This window comes from Dyella choica, from assembly GCF_003977665.1.
GTDB classification, from domain to species: Bacteria; Pseudomonadota; Gammaproteobacteria; order Xanthomonadales; family Rhodanobacteraceae; genus Dyella_B; species Dyella_B choica.
The window spans coordinates 250,573-263,661 of the sequence record NZ_RYYV01000006.1 but is presented as its reverse complement, the minus strand read 5'-3'; the positions used below and the strand labels follow the sequence as shown (position 1 = coordinate 263,661).

The following is a 13,089-nucleotide window of genomic DNA, read 5'->3' as shown; positions in this document are numbered from 1 at the left end:
TCAGTTGATCTGTACCACTTGGCCCAGCGGCACGCCGCCAATGCCAGCTACCTGCAAATACGTTCCAGTGCCGCTGCCGCCATAGCCGACGCCGGTCACTTCGCCGGCCGCGTACGTGGGAAGCGCGCTACGTCCGCCGTTGCTGGCCGAGATCGTGTACGTGCCGCTGGCTACGGCGTTGCCGCTGCTGTCCTTGCCGTTCCATGAGAACTGCGCCAGGCCGGCCTGCTGCGGCCCCAGATCGATGGTGTTGACCACGTTGCCGCTGTTGTCCTTGATACTGACGACCACGTCGCTCGCGGTGCTCACGTTCACCGCGCCGTTTACCGTGCTACCGCTATAGGCAAGCGTGCTGGAAGGCACCAGCACCTGGCGGCCGACCAGGCTTGCCGAGCTGAGCACCTGCGAGGTCTGCAGGTCGCTGCTGAGATTGCTGCTCAAACCGGTGAGGCCGCTCTGGATGTTTTGCAGCGTGCCGAGCTGGGCGAACTGTGCCAGCTCGGCGGCCATCTGCGAGTTGTCCATCGGCTTCGTCGGATCCTGGCTCTTCAGCTGCGTGGTCAGCAGTTGCAGGAAATCCGACTGCGTCATGCTCGTACCGCTCGGCGTGCTGGTTACCGTGCTGCCGGTAAGGCTCAGGCCCGAGACGGAATGACTGAAGGTGCTAATGGCATTCATGCTCAACTGCCCAGGCTGATGGTCTTGAGCATCAACTGCTTGGTGGTGTTCATCACTTCCACGTTGTTCTGGTACGAACGCGACGCGGAAATCATGTTCACCAGCTCGTCGATCGGATTGACGTTGCTGCCATAGACGAAGCCATTCGCATCCGCCATCGGATTGCCCGGCTCGTAATGCGATTCCACCGGTTGCTGGTTTTCGGTCACACCCGCCATGTGCACGCCGACACTGGTGGAATCGGTCGTTGCGGCGGGGCCGCCTTGTTGCTGCAGCAACGGAGCAAACAGCAACTCCTTCGCCTTGTAGGCGGTATCGGGGCTGCTGCTTACGCTGTTGGCGTTGGCCAGGTTGCTGGCGACGGTGTTGAGTCGCAGCGATTCGGCGGCCATGCCGGACCCGGCCGTATCGAAAACCTTCATCAGGGACATCAGTTTTGTCCTCCACCATTGATGGCCAGGCGCAACTGCTGGATCGTGCCGTTGATGAAGCTGAGGCTGGCCTGGTAATGCACCATGTTGCTGGCGAACGCGGACTGCTCGACCTGTGCATCGACGGTATTGCCGTCCATGCTCGGCTGCAGCGGCGCACGGTATTTCAAGGCGTCCAAGGATTGGTTCGTGGCGGCGACCTGACCTGGCGTCGGCGTGCGCGGTTCCAGCATTTTCGAAGCATCGTCCTCGCCGCTCGCTTGCTGCAGTACCTCGCGAAAGTCGACGTCACGCGCCTTGTAGTTGGGCGTATCGGCGTTGGCGATGTTCGACGCGATCACTTCGGAACGGCGCTGCCATACATCCAGCGCCTGGCCGCTCAAGCCGAACACGTTGTCGAGAATGTTGCTCATGCCATGAACCCCCGCGGCGATAGCCGCCTGCGAGGTGTTTGAGCAAGTTGCATGCCACCGTTTGCCGATGCGATGAAAACCGCATGGCACAGCCATTTTCGCGCATGTGCGCGGCGCGCGCGCAAGGCATGCGACGTTATACCGGCGCGCTAAGGACGGATTCCCGACATCAGCGCCGCGGCGAATCCACCGTCAATTTGTTGACGGACCCATCAGTTCCAGCACCGTCATCGCCAGCAGATCGGGCTGGAATTTCGCGATGAAGCGGTCGGCGCCGACTTCGCGCACCAGCGCTTCATTGAATATGCCGCTGAGCGAGCTATGCAGCACCACCTTGAGCGGGCGCAACGCGGGGGTTTCGCGAATCGCGCGCGTCAAGGCATAACCGTCCAGGCGTGGCATTTCGATATCGGAGACCACCAGCGCAACGCTTTCGCCATCGCCTTGCGCCATGTTGGAGAGCAAATCCAGGGCCTCCTGCCCGTCCTGGGCAATCACGCAGTCGATGTGCATTTGCTTGAACAGGTTGATCAGCCGCCCGCGCGCGACGACGGAGTCGTCCACCACCATGATGCGGCACAAACCCGGGTTTCGCTGTCCTGCCTGCTGCAGATGCGGCGAAATCTCTGCCACCGTGTCATCGATGCTGGCGAGCACGTGCTCCACGTCGATCACCGCCATCAGCTGGCCGTCGATACGGCTCACTGCATTGACACGGTTGCCGAAGCCGAGCGCCGCGGACGGCGCTTCCAGCGATTCGCCGCTGCAATGCACGATGCGCTGGAAATCCGCCACCAGGAAACCCTGCATGGAGCGGCTGAACTCGGTGACCACCACGTGCGCACTAGCCAGCTCGACCAGCGGCGGATAGCCCATCGCCAGCCCTAGGTCGATCACCGGGATGGTCTTTCCGCGGTAGTCGAAACTCCCCGCCAGCCATACGTGCATGCCCGGCAGCTTTTCCATCGCCGGCTTGCGCAATACCTCGCGCACCTTGAACACGTTGATGCCGAACAGTTGCCGGTCGCCCAGGCGAAACAGCAGCATCGCCACGCGATTGTGACCGGCCAGCCGGGTGTGGCTTTCCACGCTGTCCAGCAGGGTGGCGGTGCTCATGCAGTTCCTGGATAGCGATGGAGACATGCATCTATCGGCTGGGGGGCAGCCGACTTGAGGCGTCTGCCTATGTAAAAAAAGCTGTGGCACACGCTTTGCTTCCTCAACTTTCGACTTTTCCCGCCGATGTCTGGAAACCCATCAACGGAACGCTTTTGTCTATGAGCCTGATCCGCAGCCAGCCCGTGGCCGTCCTGATCCAAGCCGCACTCGCCGGGAACGAGGCCGAAGTCGCACGGCTCAGCCGCAAGCATCCGGCCGCGGCCAACTTGCTCGCACCGATGTTCGCGCGCCTTGCGCCGCGCGCGCCGGCAGCGGTGGCCCTGCAGTCGCTGGAACAACAGAGCCTGGTATTGACTCATTCGCAGACCGTGCACCGCGAGCAGTCCGCGCTGGAGCAATCGATCGGGGAAAGCCGTGACAGCGTCGGACAGTTGACGGATGGCAGCGCCGGGATGTCGGCCAGCTTGCTGCAGGCCCAGAGCTGCATCGAGCAGGCAACCGGGGCCGGGGAGCAGAGCGCGGCGAATGTGAGCGAGCTCAACGGCCAGCTACGCCTGCTGCGCAGCGCGCTGTCCGCCATGAACCAGAGCCAGAGCCTGCTGACCGAGCAGGTGGCGCAGATCCGCGCGCTCACCACCAGCGTGCAGGACATTGCCCACCAGACCAATCTGGTCGCCCTAAACGCCGCCATCGAAGCAGCACGCGCGGGCGACGCCGGCCGCGGCTTTGCCGTGGTCGCCGACGAAGTGAAACAACTGGCGGAAAAAACCGCCCACGCCACGGCGGAAATCGAAACGGTCACCAGTTCGATCGGCGAATTCTCGCTGCAGATGAACGGCAACGTGCAGCAGAGCCTGCAACGGCTCGAACGCGCTCAGGCTGGCGTCACGGCTACCGAGCGCAGCTTGCAGCAAGGTAGCGAAACATTGCAGGACGCGGGCGGACGCCTGCGTTCGCTGCGCGATAGCCAGGACGCCTCGCAGGTGCGCGCCACTACTCTGAAAGCGACGCTGGGTGCCTTGCAGCGCCGCGCATACGAAACGCGCCGTCACGGCGAGGCATTGGGCCGCGCCGCGGCGCTGGCCCATCGCCTGTGCCTGGGCTGGCTGGAAGGCGAAAGCGGCGGCGACATCGCCAGCCTCAGCCTGACCGTGCGCGAATCGGTGACCGGCTTGCGCCAGAGCATGGAGCTGGCGCTGCAGGAGCCCACGTCGCTGGACCGGCGCTGGTTCGACACCGAGGTACTGAAGCGCAGCATCGACCGGCTTGCCACGCGGCGGGGCAGCCATGCTTCCAGCGCGAGCCTGCAAGAATCCGCCGCGCGTTTGCGCGAGCATGGCGAAACCTTCATGGAATTGCTCGGCAGCGGGAAATTCGAACTGGCGGCGCAGATGTCCAACCAGTTGGAGAGCGAGCGTGAATTGATCAACAGCCAGTTGGCGGCGATCCTGGCGGGCGATGGGGCATGATGCTCATGCGCGCCCAATCGAAGCGCGTAGGCTGGGATGACAATCCCAGCATCAGCCGACCACGAAGAAAGCTGGGATTGCCATCCCAGCCTACACGGGCGGCGTTCGCCGCGACGTTGCTACTGGCATTCGCCAGCATCACCCACGCCGATACCACTGCTGCCGACCTGCGAACCGCCGCCGAACAGGCCGTCCGCGCGCAATATGGTACGGCCGGCAGCCGCGTCGTCATCGTGCCCACCCCGCTCAATCCACGCCTGCACCTGGCCGCCTGTCCGCAGGCGCTGCAAACGCGCCTGCCTGCACGCCAGGGCACGCCCTCGCGCGTGGCCGTAGCGGTGAGCTGCCCCGACGCGAAGGGCTGGACCATACAGGTGCCGGTGCAGATGCAGGTTTTCCGCAACGTATTGGTCACCAACCACCCGCTGGCACGTGGCGACATGCCAGCCGCCGGCGATGTGCGCACCGAGGAGCGCGACGTGGCACGGCTAGGCTATGGCTATATCGAAAGCCTTGACCAGATCCTGGGCCATTCGCTCGGCCGGCCGCTGATCGCCGGCGTGGTGCTGGAACCGGGGGACTTCAACGGCCGCCAGACCGTGCATTCCGGCGAGGAGGTCGAGCTGGTCGCGCAATTGGATGGCATTCAGGTGCGAACCCGGGGCATGGCCCTGGACGGCGGGGACACCGGCGCCCGCCTGAGGGTCCGTAATGACAACTCCGGCCGGATCGTCAACGGCGTAGTGATCGGGGAAGGCCGCGTGCAGGCCCTCCCCTAAGCGGGTACGAATCGACATACTTCAGGCGATCGGCCTTTGAGCTAGCCCTTAAAGTTTTCCGGGAGGATGCCGATACCCCCCGTAAGGCATATCGAGAGAACGCCAAGAACCATGAACACCACAATCTCGTCCAACGGCTTGCCGCAACTCCCGCTTACGACGACCAGCGCGGAAAACGGCGCCGCGCAGGCCACCACGGCTGCGCCCTCCGCCGGTTCCCCGGCCACGCAGGCCAGCGACAGCGTGCAGCTGACCGATTCGGCCCGTGCCCTGCAGCAGGCGAGCAGTGCCCACGCGCCGATCGATACCCAGAAGGTGGAGCAGATCAAACATGCCCTGGCCACCGGCACCTACAAGGTCGACCCGCACGCCATCGCCAGCAAGCTCGTTTCGCTGGAAGGCCAGATCGGCGGCAAGAAGTAAGAAATCGATGCCATGAGCCCGAACCTGCAGGCTGAACTCGGTGCCGCGCTGCGCGCCGTCCTGGATGAAATGGGTGCGACCACCTCGCAGCTCATTGCCGTCCTGGACGAAGAACGCGAAGCGCTCAACGTCGCCGACGCCAAAGCGCTCAACCGCGCCGGCGAAGCCAAGCAGATGCTGATGCGCCGGCTCGAACAGCTTGACGTCGAACGCCTGCACCTTTGCAGTACTTCGGCCGAAGCCGCGCAACAGGTAGAGGCGCGATGGCAGGAATTGCTGAAATCGCTGGCGGTTTGCCGCGACCAGAATCAACACAACGGCGCGCTGGTGGGCCAGCGCCTGACACAGGTACGGCGCGCGCTTGCCGTGCTTACCGGCAATGCCACGCAAGAGCGCACTTACGGACAGAACGGATCGCTGCGGGAGGCGCACCGGTCCGTACAGCTCGCGCAGGCATAGACGAATTTCTCCGATCGTGCTGCCTGCAGGCGACCGGCTCGTAGCACTCGCTTCACCCTCAAGTTTGGTACCCCTGCCATGATGACGAGTACAGTTGAATCGGCGACCAGGCCCTCGAACAACGACGGCAACGTGCTCAGCGACATGCTGCTGCCGGTGGTGCGTAGTCCGATGCTGGACCTCGAGGAAGAGCTGTTCGCCTACGAACTCGTTTTTTACCGACAGGGCGCCGGCACCGATGCCGACACCACGCTGGTGGGCGGCGTGCTCTCCGGCATCACCGACGGCGCGATCACCCGTTTGGTGCGCGGCAACCGCGCATTCATGCGCCTGCCGCGCAAATTGCTACTGGAAGAGACCGACATCCTGGCGCATACGCCGCGCCTGGGCGTGATCATGCATCCGATCCACGTGCGCGATGCGGCAGTACTGCCGCGCCTGCAGCAACTCGCCTTGCGCAAGTGCCCGCTGCTACTGGACCTCGGCGACCTCGATCCCGCCTCCAGCGAACCGCACGGCCCGCTGGAGCCACTGCTGCGACTGGCGAGCTACGTGCGCCTCGATGCCAAGGCGCTTGACGCCGATACGCTGGCCACTCGCAGCCGGCAATTGTTCGAGCGAGGAATCGGCGTGATCGCCGGCAACGTCGACGACCACGCCACTTACGCGCGCTGCAGGGCGCTGCCGTTCCAGGCGATCCAGGGTCGCCATCTGCTGGTACCCCAGCAGATCGAAGTACCCGTACTCACCCCCAGCCGACTGAGCATGCTGCGCCTGATGGGCGCCCTGCAGGACAGCAACGCCGGTCCGGTGGAACTGGGCGAAATCATCCGTGACGACGCGGTGCTCAGCTACAAGTTGCTGGGTTGTGTGAACTCCGCCTACTTCGCATTGCCTCGGCAATTGAAGTCGATCCAGCAGGCGGCGATCTTCTTCGGCGTGGCGCGCCTGCGCAACTGGATCTACACCATGTCGCTGGCCAGCACCGACGATCGCCCGCCGGAGCTACTGCGCACCGCGCTGATCCGCGCGCACATGTGCGAGAAGCTCGCGCAAGGTATGCCGGCCGGGCAACAGGAAATGGCCTTCATGGCAGGGCTCTTGTCATTGCTCGATACGCTGCTGTGCGCGCCGATGGAATTCGTGTTGAGTCATCTGCCGCTGGCGCCGGAGATTCGCGATGCGCTGGTGGAAGAACGCGGTCCATTCGCACCGCTGCTCGAACAGGTCTACGCCTGGGAAGCCGGCGACCTCAGGGGCGCGCAAATGCAGCCGCAGGACATCCGTAAGATGGCCAGCGCGTATTTCGCGGCAACGCAATGGGCGGACCAGGTGTATTCGTTTGCGGAGCAGCGGCCGCATTGAAGCGTAGCCTGGGGCGCAAACCCCGGCATTGCCATGCGCGCAACCCGCTCGCTGCCGGGATTGCCGCCTCAGCTGCTTTCCACGTGACTCTCCGCTGGTGAGATCAGTGCCGCTCGTGCAAGCGTCACTGAGCCTGCGCCAACTCACCCGTGAAGCGCATCGGCAAATCGCCGCTCAAGCCCTGTGGATGATCCGCCGGCACCGCAAAGCGCCAGTGCCGCGCGAGGTCCATGGCGTTCGTATCGAGGATCGCATCGCCGCTGGATTGCGCGACCGTGGCGGCTGTGACCTGTCCTTGTCCGTCGACCGTCAGGTGCAGCACCACGTTGCCCACGGCATGATCTTCCATCCGCGCCGTGGGCAACGATGACATGGGCGTCGCTATCGGCTGCAACGTAGCGGAGTAGCCGACGGGAGCGGCGGGTGTTGCGGCAAGCTCACCCCGTGCCGGGACGTAGCGAGGACGCACTAACGCCATCGTAGCCTTGGCGTGCAGGTGGCCGCGGCGCAACAGATGAATGTTTGCGATGCGCGGCCCCGTCTCCGGTGGGGTGGCACGTCCCGCCGTCTGATCACTCAGCCATTGGGTAGCGGCCGCGCCGATCACCAGCGCAAGCAGACTCAGGGTGGCAGTAATACGTAGACGTGGCATAAGGACTCAAGGACGTTCGAGAATGGCCACTACGCCCATGCCGCCGGCAGTGCAGATGGAAATCAGGCCACGGCCGGAACCTTTCTGTTCGAGCATTTTCGCCAGCGTCGCGACGATACGCGCACCGGTGGCGGCGAACGGATGGCCCACGGCGAGGCTGGAGCCGTTCACGTTGAGCTTGGCCGGATCGATGCTGCCGAACGGCGCGTCAAGGCCCAGCCGGTGCTTGCAGTAATCGGCCGATTCCCAGGCGCGCAGCGTGCACAGCACCTGTGCGGCGAAGGCTTCATGGATTTCGTAGTAATCGAAATCCTGCAGCGTGAGACCGTTGCGCTTGAGCAGGCGCGGCACGGCGATCGTGGGCGCCATCAGCAAGCCTTCGCCATGCACGAAATCCACTGCGGTCACTTCAGCGTCGCGCAAATAGGCCTGGATCTTCAAACCGCGCTTGGCCGCCCACGCTTCGTTGGCGAGCAGCACGGCTGCTGCGCCATCGGACAGGCCGGTGGAATTGCCGGCAGTGAGGGTGCCATGGCCGGAGCCCTTGTCGAAGGCCGGTTTCAAGCCGCCCAGCTTGTCCATACTGGTATCTGGACGCAGGAAGCCGTCGCGCTTCAAGCCGCGGAACGGCACGACCAGGTCGTCAAAGAAGCCGGCCTCATAGGCTGCCGCCAGCTTGCGATGGCTGTCCAGCGCGAGGCGATCCTGCGCATCGCGGCCGATGTGCCATTCGCGCGCCATCTTTTCACAGTGCTCGCCCATCGACATGCCGGTGCGCGGTTCGGCCACGCCGGGAAACGACGGCTTCAACTCGCGAATTGAAAAACCGCGTACCGCGGTTTTCAGCTTGTCCAACGGCGTCTTGGCACGATTGACCGCCAGCAGGCGCTTGCGTAGGCGCTGGCTGAAGACGATCGGTACATCGCTGGTGGTGTCCGAACCCCCGGCAATGCCGGCCTCGATCTGCCCGGCGGCGATCTTGTTGGCAACCAGAATGGCGTTGTCCAGCGAAGTGCCGCAGGCCCGGGCGGTGGTGATGCCCGGCGTGGTCGCGGCCAGGCCGGAGCTGAGCAGGGCCTCGCGGGCCAGGTTCCACTCGGAGGAGTGCTTGATCACCGCCCCCATCGCCACTTCGCCCAGCTCCACGCCGTGCAGCCCGAAGCGTTCGACCAGCGCGCCCAGCACCTTCACCGACATGCCGAAGTTGCCGACGTCCGCATAGGCAGTGTTGTTGCGACAGAACGGGATGCGTACACCGCCGACGACGCCAACGCGCTGCTGCGTGTTTTCCATAGCCTTGAATGGGTCCCAATACATCGATTCAGCAAGGCTAACCCGCTCGGCGTCCTGGCGAAAGCCCGTGCGAGCGTTTGAATCAGCCGGGGTTGGGATTTGGACTGGGATCGGGGAACATGAGGCCTAGGTCCGATTGTGCTTTATGCTTCGCGTCCTTAGATCTACAGCATTTGATTTTTCGGGAAGTCCTTGCGTCGCGCTGGACCTCACGCTGCCCGTTCCCCATTGCCTGCTCCCCGCCCCCATGAATCCCACCATCCCGTTGCACGCCGTCCTCGCCCTGGAACTGTCGCCCGGCGAGCGGCCGCAGCGTCTCAGCCTAAGCCGCGATGAAGCCGCCGAACTGGCCGCACTGGTGGCCGAAGACCTGCACGCATTGCTGCCGGAGGTCGCCCAGGCGCGGCTCAGCCTGGGCGGGGCCGTGTTCGACGCGGTGGAACTGCTGCGGCCCGGATTTCCGGTGTGGGCGACCCTGGACGAGCTGGCGCGCCGAGTGCCGCGCGGCCAGCTCGAAAACGTGGTGGCCTTCGGCCATCACGAAGGCCGCATGCCGGCGCAGCCGCTGGAGCCCGACTCCGCTTATGCCGACGGCCCCATGCGCCTGCTTCCACTGAGCCTGCTTGCACCGGAGGACTTGGCGGAGGCTCTGTCCGAACGCCTGGAGGTCGAGCTGGTCGGCCGCGGCGAGGCCGGAGCGCGCACCGCCGACTGGCTGATGCGCAGCTTCGGCATACAGTTGCAACACGCCCGCTATCTCAGCCGCAACGATCTGCTGGCGCTCACTTGTGTGCAGTATGAACACGTCAATCTGGCCCCGCTGTGGCAATTGCTGGAAGCGGCGATGCTGACGCCGTACCAGCCGGAGACCACGTTGAGCGCGCGTGGTCTGGCGCTGCGCTATGCCGACGGCAAGGTCCGGATGCAATCGCCGGCACGCTGGCTTGCCGCCCAGGGCAGCGAAACGCCGAAGCGCGAGCATGCTTTCGCCGGCGCCGTGTTCGAACTGCGCCAATACGCTGCACTGCTTGAGGCGCATGGCCTGCCGCTGCAGTTGGAAGGCGAACCCCTGCTCGCCGGACCCGGCTGGCTCGCCGAGACCCTGGCCGAGGCCGATCCTGCCTACGGCGCACCGGCCCTGTTCGCGCACGAAGCGGCCGGCCTCGGCGTGGTGGCAGTGACGGTGGCGCAAGCAGGCCCGGCCAGGCGCGCCCAGGTGCTTGCCCATGCCTATCCCGTGCAACCGACAGCTCTCGGCGCCGTGGTGACCATGCTGGCTGACCGCTTTGGCGCAAGCAGCGATCTGCATGCAATGGGCCGTATCCAGCTCGACGAACAAGGCCTGCTGGGCGCACCCGCCGCCGCATTGCATTGATTTGGCGCGCAATACGACCTCCCATCGGCGAGGATCCACTCCAGCCTCCCGGCCTGACAGGAAGGTCCCAAAGCCGAGCCAGCGGGAGGGTGCAATTGGCACTGTGTCCGGCGCATGATGTGCGAACACACGAGCGCATCGGAATCGCATGCCCAAGCTGACGCACCCCGTCGAAGGCGATCCGTCAGATCCGGATCTGCTAGCACACGTCGTGCAGAGCGTGCCTGCGCTCATTACCTATGTCGATACGCGCGAACGCTTCGTGTTCGCCAACGAAGCGCACCGCCGCTGGTTCGGCCTTGATCCGACCCGGATCGTGGGCGAGCCGGTCAGCGAAGTGCTGGATCCGGAAAGCTACCTGCGTATTCGCGCCGCCCTGCTGCAGGCTTTGGGTGGCCATGCCTCCAGCTACGAAGGCCAGCTGTTCGATCGTATGCAGCACCGTTATGTACACGGCAGCTTCACTCCGGATCGCGACGAACAGGGGCATTTGCGCGGCGTGTTCACCGTGTTCACCGATATCACCGAGCGGCATGCGCTGGAAGAGCAATTGCGCGAAAGCGAGCAGCGCTTCTCGCAGGCGTTCCAGCACGCCTCGATCGGCATGGCGCTAATCCTTCCCGACGGCCGCTATCAGCGCGTGAATGCCGCCCTGTGCAACATGCTCGGCTACAGTGAGGCGCAGATGCGCACGATGACCTGGCGCGACGTGACGCATCCGGACGATCTGCCGCTGAGCGAGGCACTGTCCACGCAGATCATCAATGGCCGGCGCGAGGCGTTCCAGACGGAAAAGCGCTACCTCCATCGCGACGGCCATACCGTGTATGTGCTGGTCAGCGTCTCGCAAGTGCGCAGCGACTCCGGACAGCTCAATTACGTGGTAAGCCAGGTCCAGGACATTACCAAGCGCAAGCAGTACGAGGATGCCTTGTTCCGCGAACGCCAGCTGGCGGAGGTCACGCTCAATTCGATCGGCGACGCGGTGATCACCACTGACGTCGCGCTCAACATCACCTCGCTCAACCCCATCGCCGAAGCCATGACCGGCTGGTCCAGCGCCGACGCGAAGGGTTGTCCGCTGGATGATGTCTTCCGCCTGCGCGACATCAACGACCGCCAGCCGCTCGACAACCCGCTACGCCATGCGATGCGGCGCAATGCCAGCGTGGATTTCAGCGGCCGCGCGATCCTGCTCCACCGCAACGGTTTCGAGACGCCGATCGAGACCTCTTCCGCCCTGATCCACGACCACACCGGCAATGTCACCGGCGGGGTGCTGGTCTGCCACGACATCAGCGAAACCCGCACCTTGGCGCTGAAGATGATCCAGCTGGCCCAGCACGACACGCTCACGGGACTGCCCAATCGCAGCCTGTTGTATGCGCGTATCGAACAGGCTACGGCAATGGCGACGCAGCGCCATCGCCAGTGCGCCGTGCTCTATCTGGACCTCGACCACTTTCGTCGCGTCAACGACACGCTTGGCCACGGCGTGGGCGACCAGCTCTTGCAGGCGGTGGCACAGCAGATTCGCAGTGTGCTGCACGATAGCGAGGACATGGCGTTCCGCTACAACGGCGATGAATTCGTGGTGCTGCTGCCGCGCGTGGATGACGCGGACGAGGCCGCCAGCTTCGCGCGCAAGCTGCTGGATGCCTGCGCCCAGGCACAGGTGCCGAATCTGCCGCCCGTGGAGGTCCGCGCCAGCATCGGCATCAGCTTGTTCCCGCGCGACGGGATCGAGCCGGATGCGCTGGTGCGCACCGCCGACGCCGCCATGTACGAAGTAAAAAACCAGGGCCGCGATGGCTACTGCTTCTACGCACCGGAAATGAGCCAGCGTACCGCAGCCAGCCAGCGCATCGAAAACGTGCTCCGCCATGCGCTGGTGCACAACGAACTGTTGCTGCAATACCAGCCCAAGGTGGACGCGAAGCTTGGCCACATCGTCGGTGCCGAAGCGCTGCTGCGCCTGCACGTGAACGGCGAAGAGCTGTTCACGCCGGACCAGTTCATTCCAGTGGCGGAGGATACCGGCCTGATCGTTTCCATCGGCACCTGGGCGCTGCGCGAAGCCTGCCTACAGGCGCGCAGCTGGCAACGCGATGGACATCCGATCGCGATCTCGGTGAACGTTTCGCCCCTGCAGTTCCAGTACGCCGGCTTCTACGAACGGCTCGACGCCATCCTCAACGAGACGGGCCTTGACCCGCGGCTGCTTGAGCTGGAATTGACCGAACGCATCATGATGAGCGGTGGCGACGGTACCATCCGCCTGCTGCGGCGTATCCGCCAACGCGGCGTCAGGCTGTCTCTGGACGATTTCGGCACCGGCTACAACAGCCTTTCCTACCTCAAGCATTTTCCGGTCGATGCGTTGAAGATCGAGCGTGCCTTCGTGCGCGACATCACCCAGGACGCGGAAACCGCGGCGATCACCCGCGCCATCATCGGCATGGCGCGCAGCCTCAACAAGGACGTGATCGCCGAAGGCGTGGAAACCGAGGTGCAAAGCGCATTCCTGCGCGACGCAGGCTGCTCGCATATGCAGGGCTTCTTGTTCGGCGCGCCGATGCCGGCGGAGAAGTTCGAGGAGCGACTCGTGGTGAACGGCGACTGATGACCGTGTG

Annotated in this window: 13 protein-coding genes; 7 read left to right on the top strand and 6 right to left on the bottom strand. The window is 64.4% G+C overall.

The window, feature by feature from the left end; translation table 11 throughout:
• From EKH80_RS10460 to EKH80_RS10445, 4 genes are all read right to left on the bottom strand, one after another.
• Positions 1 to 678 carry a flagellar hook assembly protein FlgD gene (locus tag EKH80_RS10460; RefSeq protein WP_126684687.1) on the bottom strand — a complete coding sequence of 226 codons (678 nt, stop codon included), beginning with the start codon at positions 676 to 678 and terminating at the stop codon, positions 1 to 3.
• 2 nt (positions 679 to 680) lie between these two features.
• Complete coding sequence (gene flgC / locus EKH80_RS10455) at positions 681 to 1,109, bottom strand: flagellar basal body rod protein FlgC (protein WP_126684686.1); 429 nt, start codon at positions 1,107 to 1,109, stop codon at positions 681 to 683.
• The gene (gene flgB, locus EKH80_RS10450) at positions 1,109 to 1,522 is read right to left on the bottom strand and encodes a flagellar basal body rod protein FlgB (RefSeq protein WP_126684685.1); all 414 of its coding nucleotides are present in this window, start codon (positions 1,520 to 1,522) and stop codon (positions 1,109 to 1,111) included. The genes flgC and flgB overlap by 1 nt, the downstream gene beginning before the upstream one ends.
• A 192-nt stretch (positions 1,523 to 1,714) precedes the next feature.
• A complete protein-coding gene (locus EKH80_RS10445; RefSeq protein ID WP_126684684.1) occupies positions 1,715 to 2,638 on the bottom strand; it encodes a chemotaxis protein in 924 nt (307 codons plus the stop codon).
• A 161-nt stretch (positions 2,639 to 2,799) separates the two neighbouring features.
• On the opposite strand from EKH80_RS10445, the gene EKH80_RS10440 reads away from it, so the two are divergent.
• The 5 genes from EKH80_RS10440 (at position 2,800) to EKH80_RS10420 (ending at position 7,136) form a co-directional block, all read left to right on the top strand.
• On the top strand, positions 2,800 to 4,110 hold the full coding sequence (locus EKH80_RS10440; protein WP_126684683.1) for a methyl-accepting chemotaxis protein: 1,311 nt from the start codon (positions 2,800 to 2,802) through the stop codon (positions 4,108 to 4,110).
• A complete protein-coding gene (gene flgA / locus EKH80_RS10435) occupies positions 4,107 to 4,889 on the top strand; it encodes a flagellar basal body P-ring formation chaperone FlgA (RefSeq protein ID WP_126684682.1) in 783 nt (260 codons plus the stop codon). The genes EKH80_RS10440 and flgA overlap by 4 nt, the downstream gene beginning before the upstream one ends.
• 111 nt (positions 4,890 to 5,000) lie before the next feature.
• On the top strand, positions 5,001 to 5,312 hold the full coding sequence (gene flgM / locus EKH80_RS10430; protein ID WP_126684681.1) for a flagellar biosynthesis anti-sigma factor FlgM: 312 nt from the start codon (positions 5,001 to 5,003) through the stop codon (positions 5,310 to 5,312).
• Between the two features lie 12 nt (positions 5,313 to 5,324).
• A complete protein-coding gene (locus tag EKH80_RS10425; protein WP_126684680.1) occupies positions 5,325 to 5,771 on the top strand; it encodes a flagella synthesis protein FlgN in 447 nt (148 codons plus the stop codon).
• A gap of 78 nt (positions 5,772 to 5,849) precedes the next feature.
• On the top strand, positions 5,850 to 7,136 hold the full coding sequence (locus EKH80_RS10420) for an EAL and HDOD domain-containing protein (protein ID WP_230473598.1): 1,287 nt from the start codon (positions 5,850 to 5,852) through the stop codon (positions 7,134 to 7,136).
• A gap of 124 nt (positions 7,137 to 7,260) precedes the next feature.
• On the opposite strand, the gene EKH80_RS10415 is transcribed toward EKH80_RS10420, so the two are convergent.
• Together EKH80_RS10415 and EKH80_RS10410 are read right to left on the bottom strand one after the other, a co-directional pair.
• Complete coding sequence (locus EKH80_RS10415) at positions 7,261 to 7,788, bottom strand: energy transducer TonB family protein (RefSeq protein WP_126684679.1); 528 nt, start codon at positions 7,786 to 7,788, stop codon at positions 7,261 to 7,263.
• Between the two features lie 6 nt (positions 7,789 to 7,794).
• A complete protein-coding gene (locus tag EKH80_RS10410) occupies positions 7,795 to 9,081 on the bottom strand; it encodes an acetyl-CoA C-acetyltransferase (RefSeq protein ID WP_126684678.1) in 1,287 nt (428 codons plus the stop codon).
• Positions 9,082 to 9,328: 247 nt separating this feature from the next.
• On the opposite strand from EKH80_RS10410, the gene EKH80_RS10405 reads away from it, so the two are divergent.
• Together EKH80_RS10405 and EKH80_RS10400 are read left to right on the top strand one after the other, a co-directional pair.
• Positions 9,329 to 10,456, top strand: a complete 1,128-nt coding sequence (locus tag EKH80_RS10405) for a hypothetical protein (protein ID WP_126684677.1) — start codon at positions 9,329 to 9,331, stop codon at positions 10,454 to 10,456.
• Positions 10,457 to 10,604: 148 nt separating this feature from the next.
• A complete protein-coding gene (locus EKH80_RS10400) occupies positions 10,605 to 13,079 on the top strand; it encodes a sensor domain-containing protein (RefSeq protein ID WP_126684676.1) in 2,475 nt (824 codons plus the stop codon).
• Positions 13,080 to 13,089 lie beyond the last annotated feature (10 nt).